General features: G+C 68.3%; 21 protein-coding genes and 1 riboswitch. Of the genes, 6 read left to right on the top strand and 15 right to left on the bottom strand.

The features are described 5' to 3' along the window. Nucleotides 1-58: 58 nt before the first annotated feature. Nucleotides 59-280, top strand: coding sequence for a phage major capsid family protein (locus tag QM806_RS39830; protein WP_283294971.1), 222 nt, complete (start codon nt 59-61; stop codon nt 278-280). Nucleotides 281-869: 589 nt separating this feature from the next. Further along, nucleotides 870-1,205 (top strand): hypothetical protein, encoded by a 336-nt coding sequence (locus QM806_RS39835; protein WP_283294972.1) that lies wholly within the window; start codon nt 870-872, stop codon nt 1,203-1,205. A gap of 408 nt (nt 1,206-1,613) precedes the next feature. Here QM806_RS39835 and QM806_RS39840 read toward each other — a convergent pair whose 3' ends face one another. Further along, nucleotides 1,614-3,314, bottom strand: a complete 1,701-nt coding sequence (locus QM806_RS39840) for a recombinase family protein (protein ID WP_349307625.1) — start codon at nt 3,312-3,314, stop codon at nt 1,614-1,616. Here QM806_RS39840 and QM806_RS39845 point away from each other — a divergent pair. Continuing rightward, nucleotides 3,294-3,761, top strand: a complete 468-nt coding sequence (locus QM806_RS39845) for a tRNA (cytidine(34)-2'-O)-methyltransferase (protein ID WP_054248652.1) — start codon at nt 3,294-3,296, stop codon at nt 3,759-3,761. The two genes, QM806_RS39840 and QM806_RS39845, sit on opposite strands and share 21 nt — an antisense overlap. Here QM806_RS39845 and QM806_RS39850 read toward each other — a convergent pair. Beyond that, nucleotides 3,742-4,686, bottom strand: coding sequence for a LysR family transcriptional regulator (locus tag QM806_RS39850; protein WP_120659316.1), 945 nt, complete (start codon nt 4,684-4,686; stop codon nt 3,742-3,744). The two genes, QM806_RS39845 and QM806_RS39850, sit on opposite strands and share 20 nt — an antisense overlap. Before the next feature lie 89 nt (nt 4,687-4,775). On the opposite strand from QM806_RS39850, the gene QM806_RS39855 reads away from it, so the two are divergent. Further along, a complete protein-coding gene (locus QM806_RS39855) occupies nt 4,776-5,825 on the top strand; it encodes a TDT family transporter (RefSeq protein WP_283294974.1) in 1,050 nt (349 codons plus the stop codon). Between the two features lie 22 nt (nt 5,826-5,847). On the opposite strand, the gene QM806_RS39860 is transcribed toward QM806_RS39855, so the two are convergent. The 7 genes from QM806_RS39860 to QM806_RS39890 all read right to left on the bottom strand — a co-directional run bounded on the left by QM806_RS39860 (nt 5,848) and on the right by QM806_RS39890 (nt 14,057). Then, a complete protein-coding gene (locus QM806_RS39860) occupies nt 5,848-6,156 on the bottom strand; it encodes a rhodanese-like domain-containing protein (protein ID WP_005560188.1) in 309 nt (102 codons plus the stop codon). Further along, complete coding sequence (locus tag QM806_RS39865) at nt 6,153-7,046, bottom strand: DUF4349 domain-containing protein (protein WP_043786659.1); 894 nt, start codon at nt 7,044-7,046, stop codon at nt 6,153-6,155. The genes QM806_RS39860 and QM806_RS39865 overlap by 4 nt, the downstream gene beginning before the upstream one ends. 23 nt (nt 7,047-7,069) lie before the next feature. After that, nucleotides 7,070-10,324 (bottom strand): error-prone DNA polymerase, encoded by a 3,255-nt coding sequence (locus tag QM806_RS39870; protein ID WP_283294975.1) that lies wholly within the window; start codon nt 10,322-10,324, stop codon nt 7,070-7,072. Nucleotides 10,325-10,467: 143 nt separating this feature from the next. After that, nucleotides 10,468-11,211 (bottom strand): (2Fe-2S)-binding protein, encoded by a 744-nt coding sequence (locus QM806_RS39875; RefSeq protein ID WP_005561691.1) that lies wholly within the window; start codon nt 11,209-11,211, stop codon nt 10,468-10,470. Beyond that, the gene (locus QM806_RS39880) at nt 11,204-11,980 is read right to left on the bottom strand and encodes an ABC transporter ATP-binding protein (RefSeq protein ID WP_005561689.1); all 777 of its coding nucleotides are present in this window, start codon (nt 11,978-11,980) and stop codon (nt 11,204-11,206) included. The genes QM806_RS39875 and QM806_RS39880 overlap by 8 nt, the downstream gene beginning before the upstream one ends. Further along, the gene (locus QM806_RS39885; RefSeq protein WP_005561687.1) at nt 11,977-13,065 is read right to left on the bottom strand and encodes a FecCD family ABC transporter permease; all 1,089 of its coding nucleotides are present in this window, start codon (nt 13,063-13,065) and stop codon (nt 11,977-11,979) included. Before QM806_RS39885 ends, QM806_RS39880 begins: the two co-directional genes overlap by 4 nt. After that, nucleotides 13,062-14,057 (bottom strand): ABC transporter substrate-binding protein, encoded by a 996-nt coding sequence (locus tag QM806_RS39890; protein WP_005561685.1) that lies wholly within the window; start codon nt 14,055-14,057, stop codon nt 13,062-13,064. Before QM806_RS39890 ends, QM806_RS39885 begins: the two co-directional genes overlap by 4 nt. A 95-nt stretch (nt 14,058-14,152) precedes the next feature. Then, a riboswitch (cobalamin riboswitch) is annotated at nt 14,153-14,284 on the bottom strand. 102 nt (nt 14,285-14,386) lie between these two features. On the opposite strand from QM806_RS39890, the gene QM806_RS39895 reads away from it, so the two are divergent. Continuing rightward, entirely contained in the window at nt 14,387-16,507 is a 2,121-nt protein-coding gene (locus QM806_RS39895; protein ID WP_005561683.1) for an MMPL family transporter, read from the top strand. A gap of 32 nt (nt 16,508-16,539) precedes the next feature. Further along, a complete protein-coding gene (locus QM806_RS39900) occupies nt 16,540-18,522 on the top strand; it encodes an SDR family oxidoreductase (RefSeq protein ID WP_283294976.1) in 1,983 nt (660 codons plus the stop codon). A gap of 5 nt (nt 18,523-18,527) precedes the next feature. On the opposite strand, the gene QM806_RS39905 is transcribed toward QM806_RS39900, so the two are convergent. The 6 genes from QM806_RS39905 to QM806_RS39930 form a co-directional block, all read right to left on the bottom strand. Then, the gene (locus QM806_RS39905; protein ID WP_054248810.1) at nt 18,528-19,406 is read right to left on the bottom strand and encodes a ferredoxin family protein; all 879 of its coding nucleotides are present in this window, start codon (nt 19,404-19,406) and stop codon (nt 18,528-18,530) included. A 29-nt stretch (nt 19,407-19,435) separates the two neighbouring features. Then, on the bottom strand, nt 19,436-20,014 hold the full coding sequence (locus QM806_RS39910) for a YdeI/OmpD-associated family protein (RefSeq protein WP_005572777.1): 579 nt from the start codon (nt 20,012-20,014) through the stop codon (nt 19,436-19,438). Nucleotides 20,015-20,024: 10 nt separating this feature from the next. Further along, on the bottom strand, nt 20,025-20,537 hold the full coding sequence (locus QM806_RS39915) for a hypothetical protein (protein ID WP_005572775.1): 513 nt from the start codon (nt 20,535-20,537) through the stop codon (nt 20,025-20,027). A gap of 62 nt (nt 20,538-20,599) precedes the next feature. Then, nucleotides 20,600-21,574 carry a R2-like ligand-binding oxidase gene (locus tag QM806_RS39920; RefSeq protein ID WP_005257095.1) on the bottom strand — a complete coding sequence of 325 codons (975 nt, stop codon included), beginning with the start codon at nt 21,572-21,574 and terminating at the stop codon, nt 20,600-20,602. 152 nt (nt 21,575-21,726) lie between these two features. Further along, nucleotides 21,727-22,512, bottom strand: a complete 786-nt coding sequence (locus QM806_RS39925; RefSeq protein ID WP_065490350.1) for an alpha/beta fold hydrolase — start codon at nt 22,510-22,512, stop codon at nt 21,727-21,729. A 40-nt stretch (nt 22,513-22,552) separates the two neighbouring features. Further along, the gene (locus QM806_RS39930; RefSeq protein ID WP_043793368.1) at nt 22,553-22,924 is read right to left on the bottom strand and encodes a VOC family protein; all 372 of its coding nucleotides are present in this window, start codon (nt 22,922-22,924) and stop codon (nt 22,553-22,555) included. Nucleotides 22,925-23,019 lie beyond the last annotated feature (95 nt).

Here is a 23,019-nt window from a genome sequence, read left to right on the forward strand (position 1 = left end):
CGCCGGACGAAAGTAGTCACAGTTCAAACAGTTACACCGTTAACTTGACAGACCCACCTTGGCCGGTGTCCCGGTGATCGTGTCGGTTGCGGTTGCTGCTGGTGAGGCATGGGGTCTGGATAAGCACCAGATCATGACGGTGCGGCGCACCGGCACTCAGGTTGTCACCTCGGGTGATGCCGCGTTCGCCAGCGATGCGGTGCAGATCCGCGCTACCTCGCGCGTCGGATTCGGTCTGATCAACCCGGCAGGCATCGTGCGTCTGTACAACGCCGCCTGATCCGACGACTGAGATCGGCCCCCACCCACACCAGGGTGGGGGCCTTTCTTGTTTGTGGGAACCGCACAGGCTGGCACCGTGGCCGGCACTGGCTCGACCTGGGGTTACTCGCACCGCGGTTTGTTCGGATCGCACAGATGACCCGGCACCGGGGGCACGTGTGCCCTGGGTGGGGCACTGGGGCACTGCCTGCCTGGGGTCTGGGGTCTGGGTCGGGGTGCTGGGTGCCTGCCTCTGGGAGGGCAGGCGCAGGGTTCGGGTGTGGGTCTCGCTCCGGGCACCGGCCCGGACTCCTCCGTGAGTACGTATCCGCAGGTCGGCACCCCCGCTCCCCCAGGGGGTATACCCCTGCCCGCGCCTCCGGGATCGGCACGTAATGCGGACGTGCCATCCGCTATGCGATTCGCAGCGGCTCATTTTTCGATCGCGAGCGAGGTCGCTCAACAACGCATCCGCGCAGGTCGCATGGTGTTTCCGGCACCCGTCGACCCCCGTCAAACGACACAGAAAAGGTACAAGAATGCCAGAAAATACGAGGATTCCGGCTCCAAGAGGCCTCGGAAACGCAGGAAAACGGTTCTGGAGGAGCATGGTGGACGGATTCGTCTTCGAGGACGAACCCGCGCGCCTGGAGCTGCTGAACCAGGCGTGCCGTGCGCTCGACATCATCGCCGTCAACGAGAAGGCGATGGAGGACCAGCCGTTGACCGTCACGGGATCGATGGGCCAGATGGTCATCCACCCGCTGACCGGTGAGAACCGAGCACAACGCGGTCTGTTCAAGGAACTGGTCGGAGCGATGAAGCTCCCCGAAGCGGAGCTGATCGTCAAGCTCAAAGAGGACGCCCGGACCGACGCCGCGAAGAAGGCGGCAACCGTCCGGTGGGACCGTGGCACCAACGTCATCCCGATCCAGGGAGCATGATGCAGCGTCGATCAACCCAGCGACAGGGGCTATCGGTCGACGATCTGAGGGACCGTCTCCCCGCGAGGTTCTACCACGCGGATCTGAGCCAGGCGAAGCCGTTTTGTGGCCTCGATGAGTACGCAGTCGACCTGGACGATTGGCTTCGGGTCGAGATGGGTCTCCCACAGCGGGACGGGGTCAGGTATCACCCGATGACGATCGCGCTCATGGGCGACCTCGATGTCGCCACGATCTCCGATTGGTTCCGGTGTTCGATGATTGGGGCCACCGGCACCACCATTGATGACCTGTCGGAACGGCTATCCGGGTATGGAGACGCGTTCCAACGAGGCGCAGTTCCACCCCCGAAGCAGATCTGACATTCCATGGTCCCGGCTCCGCAGCCGGCCAAAAGCAGGCAGGCTGCTACGGCCCTGGGACCTCGACACGCTCGCCCGTCTTGGACACGAACACGGCCTTACCGTCCCCGATCTCGACTCCGGCGATGTCGTACTCGATCAGCGCCTCGAACATCTTGGTGAGGTTCTCGGGCCTCTTCAGCCCTAGTGATTCGTAGAAGCCCGCGGGAATACGGATGTCAGCGGACACCGTTCCATCGTGGAACTTCGACCGACGGACCCCTCCGGTCTCCAGGTGTACGGCAACAGTGATACCGGACCTAAGGAGCAGTTCGCGCCGACCATCGGTGTCGGCTGCTCCCCAAGCGTCAAGGTACGTACCGCCGGTAGCCCGGTACTCCCACCGGGCCTCACGAGCTGGGGTCGATTCGAGTTCGAAAATCCGGGCATCAACAGCCCGGAGCTGCTCGTGGATCCGTTGGACAGCCTGAGCTGACCTCATACCCCCGAGAGCCTTGGTCAACTCGTCCAGAGCCGACTGAGCGTCTTTCAGGTCTGCATCCCGAGAGTCACCGGGAACCCAGACACGCTCTCGGACCTCCAGGTCCCCGACCCGACCGAGGAAATGCTCCTCTACCAGCTCCTCTAGGCGCTCGGCTGGGATCTGTGTCGTGTGCTTCTCAGCACAACGGTAGTACCGGTAGTAGCGACCCCTGGCCTTGTGCCGGGTGTGGTGCAGAGGGTTGTCACACACCAGGCAGACCGCTACGCCAGATAGCGGGCTGGACTCGGATCGCTTGATCCCCTTGCGAGACTCGGCTCTCCGGTCCAGGTACGACTGGATTAGTTCCCATTCGTCAGTCGTCACAAGCGGTTCAGCCATCTGGAGCGGCTGACCATCGTCACCACGAACCGTCTCGCCGTCGTGGTGAACGTGTCCTCGGAGAGCCTTGGACCGGAGTAGCTGCCGGATAGTGGTCGGAGCCCACTTGGACCGAGGTTCGATGATTCCGTCGTCTTTGTGCAACGACGGAGTACCGGCTCTCACGGTGCGGTAGTAGTCGCCTGGGGTGAGAACACCCTCCTCATTCAAGTTTCTGGCGGTTGCCGTGAACGGCTGGTCATCGAGTACAGATTCGACGATCCGACGCACGAGCGTCGAAGCCAGGGGGTCGATCTCCAAGGCCCATCCTTGGCCGTCTGTCCGTTTGACAGCCGTGTACCCGAACGGGGGTTTACCACCAGCCCACCGGGCACGCTCTCGGAGCTTGGCCCGTGATGCCAAGGTCCGCTCCCGGATCGCCTCCAGCTCCCCCTCAGCGATACCGGCGATAATCGCCGCCAGCATCCGTCCGGTAGTGGTGCTCAGGTCCATCGACTCGGAACAGGACACCAGCGTCTTACCGTGCTCCAGCGTCCACCCGAACAGCTTGTTGAGCTGTATCGCGTTACGACCGAGCCGGTCCAGCTTCCATGCTGCGAGAATGTCCCACTCGTGGGCCTTGCTCGGGTCCGTCAACCACGGACCCAGCGCCGGGGTCTCGAAGGGATCCACGGACCCGGATACGTCCTCGTCTACCGCCCAGCCGACCACGGTATGACCGTGGGCGTCTGCCCACCGAGTGATGATCTCGCGTTGCCGCTCGATAGAGGTTGACTCCTCGGTGGCGCGGGAGATCCGCAATCGGCCCAGGACACGGCTAGGATTCGCAGAGGTTGACACAGAATGAGATGATACATTCTGGCTGTGTTCAAGCTGATGTTCCACGAACCCCGAATCCCACCCAATACCGGCAACGCCATCCGCATGGTGGCGGGCACCGGCTGCGAACTACACCTCGTGGGTCCACTCGGATTCGACCTGTCCGAGCCGAAACTCAAACGCGCCGGGCTCGACTACCACGACCTGGCGTCGGTGACCGTGCACGAGAACCTGGAGGCGGCCTGGGCCGCGGTGGAGCCTGCGCGGGTGTACGCCTTCACCGCGCACGCCACCGTGTCGTACGCCGACATCGCCTACCGGCCCGGCGACGTTCTGTTGTTCGGTCCCGAACCCACCGGACTGTCGGAGGAAGTGCTGGCGGATCCCCACGTGACGGAGCGACTCCGCATCCCCATGCTGCCCGGCCGGCGGTCGCTGAACCTGTCGAACGCCGCCGCCCTCGTCACGTACGAGGCGTGGCGGCAGCACGGATTCAAAGGCGCTGCGCTGTAGCTCCGACGGCTGCGGCCCCGATACCCGCGGCCGCGCCGGCACCGAGGGCGATGTCGAGGAAATCGCGCGCCGCACCCTGAACGCCGCGCACCGGGTCCCAGACGGCGGAGAGCCGCCGCGGAAGCGTCAACCCCTCCACCTGAACGGAGGCGAGGCGGCCGTCCGTCAGGTCGGCGGCCACCGCCAGCGACGACAGCACTGCCGGAGCGTTACCCGCCACGACGGCCGCCTTCACCGCCGTGCACGACGTCAACTCGAGCAACGGCGGGACGCACTGCGGCACCGCGTTCTCCAGAGTGGTGCGCGTCCCGGAACCGGACTCCCGCTGGATCATCGGCGTCGCGGCGAGTTCCGACACGGGAATCGGCGACCGTCGGACCCATTCGTGCTCCGGCGGCACCACGACCACCAGATGGTCGCGGCCGATCTCCCGCACCTGCAGTCCCGCCGGAATGTCCGGGCCCTCGACGAACCCGAGATCCGCCTCACCGGACAGCACCCGGGCGGTCACCTCGGACGAGTTGAGCAGCCGCACGTTGGTGACCACGTTCGGGTACTTGCGCCGCATCGCGACGGTCCACCCGGGGACCAGGTACTCGGCGATCGTCATGCTGGCCGCCACCGTCAGCCCGGCCTGCCGCTCGCCGCGCAGCGCCGCGACTCCCGACGCCAGTTCCTCGGCCGTGGCGAGGATGTGACTCGCCCATTCGAGGATGAGCGCACCCTCCGATGTGGGGCGTACCCCGCTGGCGCCGCGGCTGAACACCTTGATACCGAACTGCCGCTCGGCCGAACGCACCCGGGCGCTGACGGCCTGCTGACTGAGCCCGTGCTCGCGCCCCGCCGCGCCCATGCTTCCGAGCCGCTCGACGGACAGCAGGACGTCGAGGGCACTGAGTTCGGGTACTCGGGGGGACAGCGGCACAACCCTAGGCTAGTCCCACAAACGCGATTTGTGGGTATTCAACCACAAGCCTTCTACCGGCCACGACGATGCGTCGGCAAGCTCTAGGTATGACCCCGAATTGGTTCGCAGCAGTGATGGGCACCGGCATCCTCGCAGTCGTCGCCGCGGCATTTCCGGCCGGCCTTCCGGTCGCCCGGACGGCCGCCGAGATCTTCTGGCTGATCGCCGTGACGCTGCTCGTCGTGCTGACGACCGCACTGGTGCAGCACTGGATCCGTCGCCGCGACGACGCACTCGCGGACGCGCGCAGCCACACGATGTTCCCGTTCTACGGTGCCGTGTCGATGGCGGTGCTGACGGTCGGCGCCGGCACCGGATCCGCCGGTCGCGAACTTCTCGGCGGTGTCGCCGTCCCCGCGTCGGCCGCCCTGTGGACGGTCGGGACCGTCATCGGACTCGTCACCTACGTCGTGATGGCGCGCCGGCTGACCCGGCCCCACCAGGTGACCCCGGTGCCGTCCTGGCTCATGCCCGTCGTGCCGCCCATGGTGTCGGCCGCCACCGGTGCCGCACTGGTCAAGCACCTCCCGGACGGCGCGCCGCAGATCGCGATGCTGGCGGTCTGCTACACCCTGTTCGCGCTGGCGCTGGGCGCCGCGCTGACCGTCGCCGTCGTCGTCGGACGCCATCTGCTGAGCAACGGGCTCCCCGACACCCCGCTCGTGCCCACGCTCTGGATTCCGCTCGGCGTGATCGGACAGTCGGTGGCGGCGATCAATCTGCTCGGCGGGGCATCCGGCCACACCTGGCTCCACTCGGTGGGCGTGGTCTACGGGACCACGGTCGGCGCACTCGGCATCCTCGCCCTCGTGACCCTGGTCACGGTGACCGCCAGGGCCTTTCGCCGCGGGTTGACGTTCACGCCCAGCTGGTGGAGTTTCACGTTCCCCGTCGGCACCTGCGCGCTGGGCGCGAACTCGCTGGGCGTCGCGCTGGACTCGGTCGTGATCGTCGGCGCAGGCGTGACCCTGTGGTGCGCTCTTGTCCTGATCTGGAGCACCGTCGCGGTCCGCACACTGCGGCACGCCGCCGGGCAACGGGGTGGGCGCGTGGTCCGCGACGACCCCGCGGCCCACGCCCTCAGCGCGGTCCGCTGACCGCGAACCGGTGCTTCGGGTGTCAGGCGCCCGAATCGACGGGACGTCCGGACTGCATCCACGCGGACGTGCCGCCCGCGACCGACACGGCGTTGATCCCCCGTGCGTTCAGGTACTCCGCCGCCTGCAGGCTCCGGCCGCCCACCCCGCAGATCACGTAGACGACCTCGGCTTCCGGGATCTCGTCCACGCGCGCGACGAACTCACTGAGCGGAATCAGCGTCACACCCGGCACCCGCGCCTGGGCGTACTCGTCGGCCTCGCGCACATCGATGACGGGTGCGCCCGACGCCAATGCGCCGTCCAGGGCATTCAGGTCGACTTCGATCATTGCGTCTTCGCCTCTTCTCGTTCCGGCGCCGGGCCCGACGGTGGGCCGGGCGGCCTGTTGTACATCCGGCGCAGACGGTACGCGCCGTACACGACCAGTGCGATGACGGCCACGAATCCGAACCAGGGAATCAGCGCCCCCACGACCACGGCGCCGCCCTTGATCGCCGACAGCAGGGCGTGCCAGCCCGCGACGAGCCCTTCCCAGAAGTTGTCCGGACCGGGACTGGGCTGCTCGGCATCCGTGGAGGTGACGTCGATCATGAGCGTGGCCAGTGCCACCTGGTCGCTCAGCGACCGCTTCTGGGCGGTGAGGCTGTCCAGTTCGCCCTGACGCTCCGACAGCGCCCTCTCGGCTTCGATCAGATCCGCGGTGTTCGCCGCCGACGTGATGAGCCCCTGCAGCCGGGTGACGGATGCCGTCAACGCGCCGATCCGGGCGTCGAGATCCTGCGACTGCATCGTCACGTCGCTCTTCGTGACGCTGACGCTGGTGACCGTGCCCAGTTCCCGCAGATCGTCCAACGTCCGGGTGAGCGAATCGGCGGGCACCCGGATGGTCAGGGAACTGCTCGCGTCCTGATCGTCGGAGCCGGGCTGTTCGGTGAGCTGGTCGACGCGTCCGCCCAGATCGTCGACCTTGTCCACGATCTGCCTGCCGACGGCCACCGGGTCGTCCGCCGTGAGCGCGACCTGACCGGTGATGATCTCCTGGCGGTCGGTGGGCGCCTGGTCCTTCGCGGGTTGCTGTACTGCGCCACCGATTTCCATCTGGCTCGAGTCCCCCGGTGTCGGGGCGGGCGACGGTTGGGAGGAATCACTGCCGGGACCACCACACCCCGCGAGCGCCAGCGAAGCCACGACGATCGCCGACAAGACGTATCTCCTCATGTCCGAATGCTAGCGGTGCCGGCTCACCTGAAGTCCCTGGATTTGGCGGACACCCGCAAATCCATCAGCTGCAGCCGATCCGCCACCACCGTCACCGCCCCCTCCGCGTTCTGCACCTTGCCGCGGACCAGCAGTGCGGGCGCCGTGTTGGCGAGCTTGCGGTATTTCGCCCACAACCCCACCGAACACACCACGTTGACCATCCCGGTCTCGTCCTCGAGGTTGATGAACGTGACCCCCGCGGCCGTCGCCGGGCGCTGCCGGTGGGTCACCGCCCCACCCACCAGAACCCGGTCGCCGTCGGGGACATCGAGCAGGTGCGCCGCCGGGATCACCCCGAGCGCGTCGAGTTGCGGGCGCAGGAACTGGGTGGGGTACGTGTCCGGGGACACCCCGGTGGCCCACACGTCCGCCGCGGCCAGTTCGAGATCACTCATCCCCGGCAGGGTCGGCGCGCGGGTGGACGCCCCGATCCCCGGCAGCCGGTCGCGGCGCTCCCCCGCCGCGGCGCCCGCCGCCCACAACGCCTCCCGGCGGGACAACCCGAAACTGTCGAGAGCACCTGCGGTGGCCAGCGATTCGGCTTGCGCCGTGCTCAGTTCCACCCGGCCGGTGAGGTCGAGGAACGACGTGTACGGCCCTCCGTCGCCGCGGGATTCGACGATCCGCTCGGCCAGCGCGGTCCCGATGTGCCGCACCTCCCCGAGCCCGAGACGCACCTCCGTCCCGCCCGCCTCGACGGTGGCGTGGGCGAGACTCGCATTGATGTCTGCGCCGTGCACCTGCACCCCGTGCCTGCGGGCGTCGGCCACCAGCGACTGCGGCGAGTAGAACCCCATCGGCTGCGCCCGCAGCAGACCGGCGCAAAACGCCGCCGAGTGATGCAACTTGAACCACGACGAATAGAACACCAGGGCGGCGAAACTCTGCGAATGACTTTCGGGGAAACCGAAATTCGCGAAAGCGAACAGCTTCTCGTAGATCCGGTCGGCCACATCGTCGCCGATCCCGTGCATCTCCCGCATGCCCCGGTAGAGCCGCCCCCTCAGCCGTTCCATCTTCTCGGGCGACCGTTTGGAACCCATGGCCCGGCGGAGCTGGTCGGCCTCGGCCGGGCTGAAACCCGCCACGTCGACCGCCATCTGCATCAACTGCTCCTGGAACAGCGGCACACCCAACGTCCGCTTCAGCGCCTTCTCCAGGGACGGGTGGTCGTAGGTCACCGGTTCGAGCTTGTTGCGGCGGCGGATGTACGGGTGCACCGATCCGCCCTGGATCGGACCGGGGCGGATGAGCGCCACCTCCACCACCAGGTCGTAGAAGTTCCGTGGTTTCAGCCTCGGCAGGGTGGCCATCTGGGCCCGTGACTCCACCTGAAACACCCCCACCGAGTCCGCCCGCTGCAACATCTCGTAGACGGCCTCCTCGGAGAGGTCCAGCTGCGACAGATCCACCTCGATCCCCTTGTGCTCGGCCACGAGGTCGATCATGTAGTGCAGCGCGGACAGCATGCCGAGGCCCAGCATGTCGAACTTCACCAGACCCACCGCCGCGCAATCGTCCTTGTCCCACTGCAGAACGCTGCGGTTCTCCATGCGCGCCCACTCCACCGGGCACACGTCGGCGATCGGCCGGTCGCAGATCACCATGCCGCCCGAGTGGATGCCGAGGTGCCGCGGAAACCCCTCGATCTGAGCGGCCAGTTCGAGGACGGCGGGCGGAATGTCGGTGCCGACCTCCTTCCCGATGCCACCCCAGCGGCTGACCTGTTTGCTCCACGCGTCCTGCTGCCCCTGCGAGAAACCCAGTGCCCGGGCCATGTCCCGCACCGAGGACTTTCCGCGGTACGTGATGACGTTCGCCACCTGCGCCGCGTACTGGCGGCCGTACTTGGCGTAGACGTGCTGGATGGCCTCCTCCCGGCGATCGGATTCGATGTCGACGTCGATGTCCGGGGGGCCGTCGCGTTCGGGTGAGAGGAACCGTTCGAACAGCAGTTTGTTGCGGACGGGATCCACGTTGGTGATGCCGATGGCGTAGCAGACGGCGGAGTTGGCCGCCGAACCCCTTCCCTGGCAGAGGATGTCGTTGTTCTTGCAGAACGACACGATGTCGTGGACCACCAGGAAGTAGCCCGGGAAGTTCAGCGCGGTGATGATGTCCAGTTCGTGCTCGATCTGCCGGTAGGCCTCCGGGCGGTCCGCCGGCGCACCGTACCGGCGGCGCGCCCCGTCCATCGTGAGCTGCCGCAGCCAGCTCGCCTCGGTGTGCCCGTCGGGCACGTCGAACGGTGGCAGTTGCGGCGCGATGAGCCGCAGGTCGAACGCACAATCCAGCCCGAGGTCCGCCGCACCGCGCACAGCTTCCGGGTACGCGGCGAAGAGGTGCGCCATCTCCTCACCGGACCGCAGGTGCGCTCCCCCGGCGGGCGCCAGGTGCCCGGCCGCGTCGTCGAGGCTCTGCCGGGCCCGGACGGCGGCCATCGCCATGGCCAGCCTCCGGCGCGGCGGTCCCGCGAAGTGCGCCGCCGTGGACGCGATCACCCGAAGTCCGTGCTGCTGTGCGAGTTCGGCGAGGTCGGCGTTGCGCTCACCGTCCTCCGCGATGCCGTGATGGGTGAGTTCCACCGTGACCCGGTCGGCCCCGAACCGGTCGATCAGCTCCCGCAGCCGGGCGGCCGCGGCGTCCGGGCCACCGTCGGCCAGGGCCTGACGCACATGCCCCTTCCGGCACCCGGTCAGGATCTGCCAGTGCCCCCCGGCCGCGTCGGTGAGACGGTCGAGGTCGTAGCGCAGCTTGCCCTTCTCCCCGCCCGCGAGATGCGCCGCCGCGATTTCCCGGGAGAGCCGCCGGTACCCCTCCTGACCTCGCGCCAGTACCAGCAGATGGGCGTCGTCCAATGTCAGTTCTGATCCGAACACGGTGCGCATGTTCAGTTCCTTCGCCGCCTCCGCGAACCGGACCACACCGTAGAACCCGTCGTGGTCGGTGAGTGCGATGGCCTCGAGACCGAGCCGGACGGCCTCCTCCACCAACTCTTCCGGCGGGGAGGCGCCGTCGAGGAAACTGAACGCCGAATGCGCGTGGAGTTCGGCGTACGGAACGGTGGAGCCGGTGCGCTCCTGACGGCCCGCCCGGTACTCCCCCCGCTTGCGGGACCACGCGGGGCTGTCGCCGCCGTCGCCCGGATACAGCGACTCCGGGCTGACCCGCCCCGGCCTGCCCGACAGGACGCGCTCCATCTCGGACCACGTCGGCGGACCGTTTCCCCAACCCATCGGGCACACCTCTTCATATCGCGCACGTGCCGTGCCGAAACCATGGAAGATGCCGCTGGGGAAGACGCATCATTCGAACGGGAGTTCGAATGCCTTCAGTGTGCCATCACACGCGCGGAGCGGTCAACGCGGGCCACCCGGATTCACGTCACGAGCGCGGTCAGGCCTCTCAGACGGTCCTCGACCGGCCTCCTCGGGCAGCTCACGCACTTGCCCGACCCGGGGGTCTCGTAGATCAGGCAGCACGACGCCCGCTGCGTGAACCGGCGCGACGATGCCCCGGCCCGGACGTCGACGAACCGCGGGTCCGGCATCACCACACCGACGCGGCGGAGTGCGTCCACCAGCCCCCGCGCGAAGATGCTGCCGCGTGCGCGATCGCCGCACGCCGTTCCCGCGTCGAGTGCCCGGTTGGCGATCGAATCCGTCGTGATCGCCCACATCGCGGCCTGCCGCACCCCGGACGCCGCGGCGAGAGCGTCGATGATCGGCGTCAGCGCGGCGGCCATGTCGGACGCCAGCTCGGACAGCCCCTCGGTGACCGGCAGTGCCGACGACGCGGTCAGGCCGCCGAGGTACCCGTCGTCCCGCAGGAATGCCACGGCGTCGCCGAGCCGCGGCCGGGCGGCGACACCCGTGACGAGCGCGGTCGCGATCGGAATCCCGGTCAGTGTCGAGCTGGCCGAGTACCACCACAGGGTGCCGTTGACCCGGGGGTCGTCGCTGCCCCACCGCCTCGCCGTGTCCGCGACCCGGTCCGCGAGCCAGCCCGGATCGGTCAGGCACACGGCCGGGAACGAGAAGGCGCCGGAGTACTCGATCTGATCGGCGATCATCGGGACGCGGCGGGCGGTCAGCTCGTACACACGCCGCAGTTGCTCATCCATCGGCCAACCCCAGGATCTCCATCGACAACCGCGGCGTCGACCGCATGATCGCGCGGATGCCGAACACCCCGCCGAGGACGGCGTCGTCCAGCACGTCGGCGGGCGGACCGGTGCTGATCACCCGTCCATCGTGCATCACGGCCAGCGTGTCGCAGTACTCGACGGCCAGCCGGAGGTCGTGCATGGTCACGACGATCGCCAGACCGTCGCACGCGAGGTCACGCAGCAGGTTCATCACCGTCAGCTGATGCCGCAGGTCTAGGTGGTTGGTGGGTTCGTCGAGCAGCAGCACCCTCGGCTGCTGCGCGAGAGCCCGGGCGATCGACACCCGCTGACGCTCCCCGCCCGACAGTGCCTGGACGTCGCGACCGGCGAGTTCGGCCAGCCCCACCTGACGGACGCACGTCTCGACGATCTCGCCGTCGGCGCCGTTCGCCCGTTCGAACCAGCCCCGGTGCGGGACGCGTCCGAGCGAAACGGATTCGCGCACAGTCAGTCCCGCGGACACCCGCGGTTCCTGGGTGCTCGCCCCGATGGTGCGGGCCAGTGCCCGCCGGCCCAGATCGGCTGTGTCCGCTCCGTCGACGACGACGGCGCCCCCGGTCGGGGTGAGCGCGCGGTAGCAGCAGCGCAGCGCGGTGGTCTTCCCGGAACCGTTGGGCCCGACCAACGCCAGCACCTCACCGGGACGCACGGAGAAGTCGACGCCGTGCAGCACTTCCCGCGGCCCGAGTTCGGCGCGGACCCGTTGCAGACTCAGCGCGGTCACTGTTCGGCCGTCCGGTACTGCCGGTAGAGCATCCAGACGAAGATCGGCGCTCCCACCAACGCGGTGACGACGCCGACCGGGATCTCGATGCTCCGTGCGACCGACCGCGCGGCCGTGTCCGCAGCGACCATCGCGATCGCGCCGAGGAATGCGGCGACGGGCAGCAGCCTCACCGCCCGTGCACCGACGACGTACCCGGCCAGGTGCGGCACCAGCAGACCGATGAAGCCGATGCCGCCCGCGACGGACACGGCGGCCCCGGCCAGCATCGACACACCGAGCAACTGCACCACGCGGAAGCGCCGCACGTTCATGCCGAGGGCGGCGGCGCCGTCGTCTCCCGCCTGCAGCAGGTCGATACGGCTCGCGCTCAGCATCATCGCGGCCCCCACCGTCGCGAGTGCCACGGCCGGGAAGATCGCCGTCGACCAGCGGGAGTCGCCGAACCCGCCAGCCAGCCAGTGCATCACCGAACTCAGTTGATGCTCGTCGGCGACGACCAGGATCGAGAACGTGATGAGCGCCGAGAACACCTGCGCCGATGCGACACCCACGAGGATGACGGCCGTCGGCTGCGGATACCGTCCGCCGATCGCCAGCGACAGGAACAGCGGCACCATCGCGCCCAGGAACGCCGCGACGGGAACGGTGAACGCGCCGAGTGCTCCCACCCCGAGCCCGAGCACCGTCACCACCACCACGCCGAACCCCGCCCCCGAGGACACGCCGAGCAGATAGGGATCGGCCAATGGATTGCGGGTCACCGCCTGCGCCACGGCGCCTGCCAGGGCCAGCGCCGCACCGACTGCCGCCGCGGTCAGCGCCCGCGGCAGCCGGGAGTCGAGGACGATCGACTCCCGCGCCTGCGACCACCAGGACTCGAATGCGCCGGGGGCCACCCGGTGCGCGACGATCGCCCAGACGTCGCCGACCGGGATGCGCACCGAACCGAACGACACCGCGAGGCCGACGACGAACAGGGTCGTCAGTGCGAGCAGCACCATCAGGCCCACGAAGCCGAGGCGTGCACGGGCCGGGTGCGGCGCCTGCGCCGGTGGTGCCGCACGTTCGACGGTGACGGTCATCGCGCGCCGACGGCGTCCGGATGCAGTGCCCGCGCGATCGTCTCCACCGACCGCACCAGGCGCGGGCTCTCGAAGAAGTCGTCGAGTGGCACCACGACGAACCGGCCGGCCTTCACGGCGGGTGTCGTCGACATGATCGGGTGCGATTTCAGGAAGTCGATCTTCGCCTGCGCACTCGTCGTACCGTAGTCGAGGACGACGATCGCCTCCGGGGCGCGTTCACCGATGATCTCCCAGGTGGACTTCGAATACGGCTTCTCCCCCTCGGCGAAGAGGTTGGCCGCACCCGCGTGGTCCGCGATGAGCTGGCCGACTCCCACACCGCCGATCGTCAGCGGGACGTCCTCGCCGGAATCGTAGAAGAACGTCGGAACCGGTGCGGTGCCTGCGATCTCGTCACGCACTGCCTGCAATCCGGACGTCACCCGGTCGGTGATCGCCCGCGCCTGGTCCGGGACTCCGAGGATCTCGCCGAGCTGCGTGTAGTCGCTGCGCAGCAGACCGATGTCGGGGAAACCCTGCCCGCAGTACTCGGAGAACAGGAAGGTGGGAATGCCCTGGTCGCCGAGGGATTCGCGCGACCGCCCCTCCTTCTCGTCGAACGCGCTCCGCATTCCACCGACCACCAGGTCGGGGTCGAGGTCGAGGATCTGCTCCCGGGTCGGGTATTCCTTCGCGAGTTTCGGGATCGTCGCGAAGGCGTCCGCGAACTCCGGCAGCGGGGTCGCGTCGCCGTACCCCGTGCCGACGATGCGGTCGCCGGCCCCCATCTCGATCAGCACCTCGGTGACATGATCGTTCATGCTGACGATGCGCTGGGGCGGGGCGTCGAACGTCTCCGTTCGATCGCAGTTCGTGACGGACACCGGCTCGGCGAAGGATTCGGCGGAAGCGGTCTGCCCCACGGACTCCCCGCGCGAACACCCGGCGACCACCAGCGCGGCCACAGCGAGCGTGACCAGACCGGTACTTCTGAACAACTGACCGTGCATGTAAACCTCATTGCGGCTCAGAGCCACGAATGAGAAGTCAGCAGACGCCCTGTGCGGCGCCTGCAGGACTCCGCTTCGTAGACCACGACGAAAAGGATGTCACACACCCCACGCCGGGTAATCGGGCTCGCCACCGAAATGATCTGGTGGCCTACCGTTGCGGGTCAGCGCCGGATTCGGACCGGCTTCCCCCGTGCGTGTGGCTGCAAGTGCGATGCCGAGTATGCACGATTTGCCGGGAGCCGCATCACACCCCCGTCGGTGACACCCCGATCCGCACTACAGTCGGCAGTCGCAGCTGCCCGCCCCAGACAAGCCGGAGATGACGCATGACACGTTGGGCCTCGACCGTTGTTTCACGCAAATGGTGGGTCCTGAGCCTCGCCGTCGTCGCCGTTCTGGTGAGCGGCGCGTGGGGCACCGGTGTCTTCGCGAAACTCAGCTCGGGCGGGTTCACCGATCCCGGTAGCGAATCCGCCGAAGTGGCCCGGATCGTCCAGGACAACCTGGGTCCGCAGACGCCGGACATCATCGCTATCTACACGGCACCCGACGGGAAGACCCTGGACGACATCGGCCCCGAGGTCACCGCGAGTCTCGACCGGTTCGCCGCCGAGGTGCCGACGTACTCGGTGACGTCGTACTGGACCGCGGACGCGGCGAGGAAGCAGCTGATGGTGTCGGAGGACGGCACCAAGGCGTCGGCCGCGATCACCGTCGACCCCGACGCCGGGATCACCGCCGCCACGTTCGACGACCTGCTGCCGAAGCTCGAGGTGGAGGGCATCGACACCGAGTTCGCGGGAAATTCGGTGGTGGGTGTGGCGTTCAACAACCGGCTGCAACAGGACCTGGTGCTGGCGGAGGCGATCGCGCTCCCGATCACTCTCGTGTTGCTGGTCTTCATCTTCGGCGGACTGGTGGCCGCGGCCGTTCCGGTGTTCGTCGGGTTGCTCTCGATCTTCAGCGCCCTGGCCACCCTGCGCCTGCTGACCCTCTTCACCGACGTCAGTTCGTTCGCAATCAACGTGGCGTCCCTGCTCGGACTGGGGCTCGCGATCGACTACGGCCTGTTCATCGTCGGACGTTTCCGCGAGGAACTGGAGTCCGGTGCCGACGTCGCGGAGGCGACCCGGCGCACCGTCCTGACCGCGGGCCGCACCGTGCTGTTCTCCGGTCTGCTTCTCGTGTGCGCGTTCTCGGGCATGCTCGTGTTTCCGCAGGACGTGATCAAGTCGCTCGGGTTCGGTGCGATGGCCGCGGTCGCGAGCGCGGCGCTGCTGTCACTCACCGCGGTCCCGGCGCTGCTCGCGATCCTGGGTCATCGCATCAACGCACTGACCTGGCGCAAGGATGCGGCGCAGCGTGGGGAGGTTCGCGCCCGCACGTTCTGGGGCTCCGTCGTCACGTGGGTGATGCGGCGGCCGGTCGCCATCGCGGTCGGCATCGTCGCGGGGTTGATGGTCCTCGCCTCGCCCCTGCTCAGCGCGTCACTCGGCGAGGTCACGTACACGGCGCTGCCGGAGAACGACCCCGCCCGCATCGCCACCGACACTCTCACCACCGAATTTCCCACCACCGGAAACGGCGCCACCCTCATCCTCCGGGGCACCGACGGCACGGCCCCGACCGCCGCCGACGGCGCCGCGGTCGCCCAGGCCGCCGGCCGGGTGGAGGGCATCGGGGCGGCCACCGTCGTCGCGTCCGGCAACGAGCTGGTCGCGGTCCAGGCCGTCTACTCCGAAGGCGTCACCACCGACGACCAGAGCGCCGCAGTGGACGGACTCCGTGCCATCACGCCGCCGGAGGGAACCGAACTCCTCGTCGGCGGCGGTCAGGCGACCGTCGACGACGGGAACGCGGCGATCGTGCACTGGATGCCGGTGATGATCGCGATCATGGTGGGTTCGACGCTCGTGCTGTTGTTCCTGGCGTTCGGCTCGGTGGTGCTGCCGATCAAGGCGGTCGCGATGGCGGGGCTGAGCCTCGCCGCCACGTTCGGTGTACTCACCTGGATCTTCGAGCTGGGCCACGGCGCGAGTCTGCTCGGGGTCAGTCCGGCACCGCTCGAGGCGACGTTCGTGGTCCTCATCCTCGCCGTGGTCTTCGGCCTGTCGACCGACTACGAGGTGTTCCTGATGTCACGCATGGTCGAGGCGCACGAGGCCGGCGCGACCACGGAGGAGGCGGTGCGCTTCGGCACCGAGCGCACGGGCCGCATCGTGACGGCCGCGGCGCTGCTGCTCGTGGTGGTGACCGGAGCGTTCACCATCTCCGGTCTGTCGATCATGCGGTTCCTCGGTGTGGGCATGATCGTCGCACTCGTCGTCGACGCGACGGTGGTCCGCATGCTCCTCGTTCCGTCCCTCGTGAAGCTGATGGGCGAGGCCAACTGGTGGGCCCCGGCCTGGATGAAGAAGGTGCACGCCAAGGTGGGTCTGGGCCACTAGTGCATTATCTTACTTTGGAGTAAGTTCGGGTCATGGCCACCTACCTCGTCACCGGCGGAACCGGATTTTTGGGTCGGCACGTGCTGCCCCTCATCCTCGACCGCGATGCATCAGCCGAGATCCACGTCCTCGTCCGGCGCGCGTCCGTCGCGCGCTGGGAGGCGCTCGTCGACGGCATGCCGGGCGGCGAACGAGTGCATCCGCTGATCGGCGACCTGACCGAGCCCGGCCTCGGACTCGCCGCGGCGCCGGCAGCCGATCACATCCTGCACCTCGGCGCGATCTACGACCTCACGGCGGGCGACGAACAGGCAACCACGAACGTCGACGGCACCCGCTCGGTGATCGCGCTGGCCCGGGAACTGGATGCGACTCTGCATCACGTCTCGTCCATCGCCGTCGCGGGGGATCACGAAGGTCCGTTCAGGGAAACGGATTTCGATCTCGGGCAGGGATTCCCCACCCCGTATCACCGCACCAAGTTCGAGGCGGAGAAGCTGGTGCGGGAAGCCGAGGGCCTGCGATGGCGCATCTACCGGCCCTCCGCGGTGGTCGGCAGTTCGGTCACCGGCGAGATGGACAAGATCGACGGCCCGTACTACCTCTTCCCCGCCATCGCGGCGCTCGCAAAACTCCCCGCGGCCCTCCCCGTGGCCGTCCCCCGGATCGGATCGACCAACGTCGTACCCGTCGACTACGTGGCCACGGCCATCGTGGAGTTGATGTCCGCACCCGGAAGGGACGGCCAGACGTTCCATCTCGTCAATCCACGTCCGCAGCCGGTCCGCGAGATCTACGCAGCGCTCGCCAAGGCTGCCGGGGCGCCGCATCCCGCGGCCGGACTGCCCGGCGGACTCGTCCGCCCCTTCCTCAATCCCACCCCCGACTCGGGCCGCAAGGCGGTGCTCGGCGCGCTCGGCATCCCTCCGGTACTCGTCGAGAACATGACGCTGCCCACAGTGTTCGTGAACGACGACACCCGGGAGGCGCTGCGCGGCACAGGCATCGACGTCCCGCGGTTCGCGTCGTACGCCGACCGGCTGTGGTCGTACTGGCGCGAGAACCTCGATCCCGATCGGGCGCGCCGGCCCCATCCGGCCGGACCGCTCGTGGGCAGACACGTGGTGATCACCGGGGCGTCGTCCGGGATCGGCCGGAGTTCCGCGATCGCGACGGCCCGCAAGGGCGCGAAGGTCATTCTCCTCGCCCGGCGCACCGAGGAACTCGACGCCGTGGTGGCCGAGATCCGCGCGACGGGCGGCGACGCCTACGGCTACCCCTGCGACATCACCGACGACGAGTCGGTCGAGCACACCGTCAAAGCCGTTCTCGCCGAGCACGATCACGTCGACATGCTCGTCAACAACGCCGGCCGGTCGATCCGTCGGGGCCTCTACCACTCCACGGACCGGCTCCACGATTTCGAGCGGACCATGGCCGTCAACTACTTCGGCGCGGTCCGGCTCGTCCTCGCCTTCCTCCCGCAGATGCGCGAGCGGCGGTTCGGGCACATCGTCAACATCAGCAGCGCCGGGGTCCAGGGCGCGACGCCGCGGTTCGCCGCCTATGTCGCCAGCAAATCGGCCCTCGACGGCTTCACCGACGTCGCGGCGTCCGAAACCCTTTCGGACGGAATCACGTTCACCACCATCCACATGCCACTGGTCGAGACGCCGATGATCGCGCCCACCGGCCGGTACAACGTCGGACCGATCACCTCTCCGGAGAAGGCGGCCGCGATGGTCGTCCGGGCGCTGATCGAACGCCCCAAGCGCATCGACGTCCCGACCGGCACGCTCGGGGAACTCGGCCACGTCTTCGCACCCGCCGTCAAGGATCGCGTGATGCACCAGATGTATCGCATGTTCCCCGATTCCCCGGCGGCGAAGGGGCAGAGCACGGACGACGCGGGGCCGGCCCCTCAGCACACGCCGGAACCCCGGCACCACACGTCGTCGGTGCTCGGCCGCGCCGCCCGGAAGGTCGGAAGGCTGGTGCCCGGCACCCACTGGTGACCGCCTCAGGGGGCGAAAGGGCGGACTCCGGTGGCGACGACGGGTCGCACCGGCTTCGGCGCCGCCCCGCAACTCGCCGGCCGGGGCGGCAGTTCCCGCTCCTCCAGGTCGACGACCCAGCAGCGCCCGTCACGATGCGCGACAACCGAATTCGCGTCCACCGTGAGCTCGTCCGCGGCCGCGTCCACGAGATCGCGGACGGCGAGTTCCGCCACCTGCCCCGGCGCGTCCCAGCAACTGCGGCCGCGCAGCCCGGTCGGGTACACCTCGCCCCGAGCGGCGGCGCGGACCGCGTCGACACTCCCCTGCGTCGACAGCCGGCCGTACGTGTAACCCGTCGGCAGCAGGATCAGCGAGGGCGCGAACCGATGCCCACCCGTGTGCGAGCACTCCCACACCGCGTCGCCGAACTCCGCGGCCAGACCCGCCGCGACCGGCCGTCCGAGGACGGCGCAGCACTGGTCCCTCTTCCCGTGCGCGCACACCAGGACGACCGGATCCGTCACCGGGGTGCCCAGCCCGGGTGCGTTTCCCGCGATCAGCCCGAGGTCCAGGTCGAGCAGGTCTTCCGGGAAGGCGATCTCGAGCCGCTCGCACCACGACCGCGCGGGATGCGACTGCGCCAGCAGCACCGTCCGCCGATCCGGGGCCGCGGTGCTGCGGCCCGGCCGGCGGATGAACATGACCCGCACCCCGGCGGCGTCGGCGCGGGCGTCCAGCTCACGGGCCAGGTCCGGTCCGAGCGCGGTGCCGTCGAGTACGTCCCGGCCCCACGCGCCGGGGAACTCGAGGCACACCCAGCCCGTGACGTGCGCAGCGGTGCCTGCGAGGGGTTCGTCGGTCGCGGACAGGGCGGAGCAGGTGGCGGTGATCGTGTCAGGCACGGTGCCATTGTGTCAGTCGCGACAATCGGTCAGTCATGGAACTTCCTGCGCTCCGACAACTGCTGGACGAACTTCTCGATACGGCGGGCACGCGTCTCCGGGCGGGTGGCGTCCTGCAGGCGGTAGTAGACGGCGTACCGGTTGTGGCTGTCGAGTGTCGCGTAGAAGGCCTCGGCCTCGGGGTTCTGCGCGAGGGCGTCCAGGAAGTCCTGCGGTATCTCCGCCGCCTTCTGTCCCGCGTACGCGCGGTCCCAGCGGCCGTCGGCCCTGGCCCGCTCCACCTCCGCCGCGCCCGCAGGCTCGAGGAGACCGGCGTCGGCGAGTTTCTCTGCGAACTCCCGGTTCCGCTTCGACCACGGACTTCGTGACGAGCGCGGGGTGAACCGCTGCACGAAGAAGTCGTCGTCGACGCGGCGGACCTGGCTGTCGATCCAGCCGTAGCACAGCGCGACCTCGAGAGCCTGGTCGTAGTTGATCGACGTATACGCCGACCCCTTCTTGGCCATTTTGAGCCAGATGCCGGGTGAGGAGTCGTGATGAGCGCCGAGCCATTCCCGGAACTCGGCGTGTCCGGAGAAGTACTCGACGCTGAGCTCGGCGGCACACATGTGCCCGAATCTAGCGGGAGAACAGCTGTCCCGCCCAGACCCGGACGAATCCCTGGGAGAGATATCCGAGCGTCCCGAGCGCCAGCACCCATTTGGTGACGCTGACCGCACTGGTGGTGCGCACAGTCGCATCGGTGATGTGCTCGCGATGAGACAGCAGGTACAGCCCGACGACGTTCTCGGCGTAGTCGCCCACCGCGGAGATCACCGGGGCCGCCGCCAGCACCCTCTGCGTTCTCGCCGAGAGTGGTGTCAGCTCCGCCAGACGTCGTGCGCCCGTGCGCAACGCGACCGCGTAGATCACGGGATGGACGAAGTCCGGGTAGTAGTGGCTGCGGTAGCGTGCCGTGTCGGCGGCGGTCATTCCGTCGAGGATCGCCGTGTAGGACCGGGCGGACCGGGCCGTCTGGATATCGGCGAGCCGGGGTGCCACCGGACCGAGAAGCCGGACTATGTTCGCCTGCGAGATCACGAATGCTGCAGACCAGCCGATGAGTCTGCGGTCGAGTGCGGTGAGCGCCATGAGCCGATCCTGCCATCTGCCACCGCGACGCGTGCCTCAGCCTGCGCACCGCGACGCGTGCCTCAGCCTGCGGCCTCGGACATCGCCTTGGCATCCTCCTCGCCGAACTTCTCCTCGAGGGCCTCGGGTGAGTAATCCAGATCGATCTCCTCGACCGGGCGCCCGCGCGCAGACTCGATCGCCCCCAGCCGGCGCTGCGCCCGGTCTGCGGCGTACGCGATGAACTCCTGGTCGTCGAGCCCGTACGGCTGGACCTCGAATTGCTTGTTGACCCAGTCGATCATGCCCAGTGCCAACGGCATCAGCTCCGCCATCCGCTCCTGGACGACGTCCCAGTTGCTGTCGTCGGCGGCGACGTGCCGGCGACAGGTGAACGTCCCCCACGCCATGTGGCGTCGTTCGTCGTCGCCGATCCTGCGGACGAGTTCCTGCATCCCCGGCAGGATCCCGCGCGTGGTGCACACCTTCTGCCAGGCGTAGTACCCGGTGAGTGCGAGACTGCCCTCGATGACGTGGTTGTAGGTGACGCTGGCCCGCACCTGATTGGCCGGGCTGGGATCGCTCTCGAGCACTTTCAGTGATCCCGGCAGCTCCTCGTAGAACAACTGCCGGTAGTACGGATTCTCGGCGACGAAGGGATGCAGGTCGCGTGTCAGGCCCACCGCGTCCATCCACAACCGGAACACCTGGGTGTGCTTGGCCTCCTCGAAACAGAACTGCGTCAGGTACATCTCGTCCCCGAAGCGCCCCTCGGCGGCCATCGCCTTCATGAACGGCTGGATGTCCTCGGTGACCGCTTCCTCACCGGCGATGAACTGTGCGACCAGATACGTGGAGTTGCGCTGCTGCTCCGAGTTCAGCCCCTCCCAGTCCTCCGCGTCCCGGCCGAAGTCGAGGTCCGTTGGGTTCCAGAACTTGGCGTTGCCCTTCGTGAACAGCCGCAGCGGGAACGCGTCCCAGTTGAGGCCCCCCGCGCGGAGCGAGCTGAACCCTTGCCTGCCGGGCGCGTAGGGGCGTCCGGGCGTGAGTGTCGACATCGTTGGCCTTCTTCCGGACGTGCGGAAGACGTCGTCGGACGCCCCGCAGCTTCGGGTCGCTCGTCGTGACTACCGTCTCGTTCCGAGGCCCCGCTTCGGTTCCCACGCTAGTCCTGCCGAAGCCGTCACGGTTTACATTTTCGGACTTTTTGTCAGCTCTTCTCGGGCTTCATCAGGAACGGCAGGACCGCCGCCGCGAAGTCGTCGTAGCGGTCGCGATGAATGCTGTGCCCGCTGCGGAACACCACCACCCGGCAGTTCGGTATCGCCGCCACCGCGGACTCGAGTCTGCGCGGATCCACCATTCCGCCCGTACCGCCCCGCAGAATCAGCGTGTCGGCCTCGATGTCCGGCAATCTGTCCCACCACAACGGATCCGGGCGGCGGAACTGCTCGAGCGCCGAACCCGTCATCGACCGATCGAAGGCGAACACCGCCCGCGGATGCCGGATCAGACTCGTCGTTGCGTGCCACAGTTCCGGCAGCGACGGCAGCCGATTCGCGAAGACCTGTTCCGGGTCACCGGGACGCAACGGGAGCGGTGCCTCCTCGATCACCAGCCGGCGAACCAGCCCGGGAGACGCCTGAGCCGCGAGCGACGCCGCATGACCACCGAGCGAATGCCCGATGAGATCCACCCGCGTCAGCCCGAGGTTGTCGCACACCTCCACCACGTCGGCACCGAACTCCTCGAACAGATACGACCCGGCGCGGGCACTGCGACCGTGCCCCCGCAGATCCAGGACGAGGACGCGTCGCCCGCGGGCGACGAGTGCGCGGGCGAATCGGTCCCAGGTACCGCCGTCACCGCCCATCCCGTGCACCAGAACCACCGGCACGGGATGGGCGTCCGACGACCCCGGCACCGAGGACTCGCCACTGTCTCGGTAGGCGATCTCGATACCGGTGCGCGTCGGGGTAGTCCTGCTCGTCTCCACGAGAATCCAGACTAGCGAGTACGGACACCCTGGCCGCGAACTACCGACCCGACCCGTACGGGCGGGTGATGATCTCCAGATAATGACCGGACGGGTCGAGGAAGTAGACGCCTCGCCCGCCGTCGTTGGTGTTGATGGTGCCCGGCAGCGTCTGCCGCGGATCCGCCCAGTGATCGAGACCCCACTCGACGATCAGGCCGTAGATCCGGTCGAAGTCGTCCTCGCCGACGAGGAACGCATAGTGCTGCGGCTGGAATTCGATCGGCGGTTCCGCGAAGTCGAGAGACACCCCGTTGTCGAGGGCGACCGCCAGGAAATGGCCGGCAGGCACGGCGTCCGGCAGTCCGAACAACGTGGTGAAGAATGTCGCCGACTCCTGCTTGTTCTTGGCGGCGACGATCGTGTGGATCAACTACTCGGCCCCGAAGGGCCGGGTTTGCTGCTCACGTTCCCACTGGCTGCGGGAGGGGTGGCTGCTATGGGCGCGGTTGATTGGGCGGCCCTGTA

Origin of the sequence: Rhodococcus sp. IEGM 1351, assembly GCF_030056875.1 — a bacterium.
GTDB classification, from domain to species: domain Bacteria; phylum Actinomycetota; class Actinomycetes; order Mycobacteriales; family Mycobacteriaceae; genus Rhodococcus_F; species Rhodococcus_F opacus.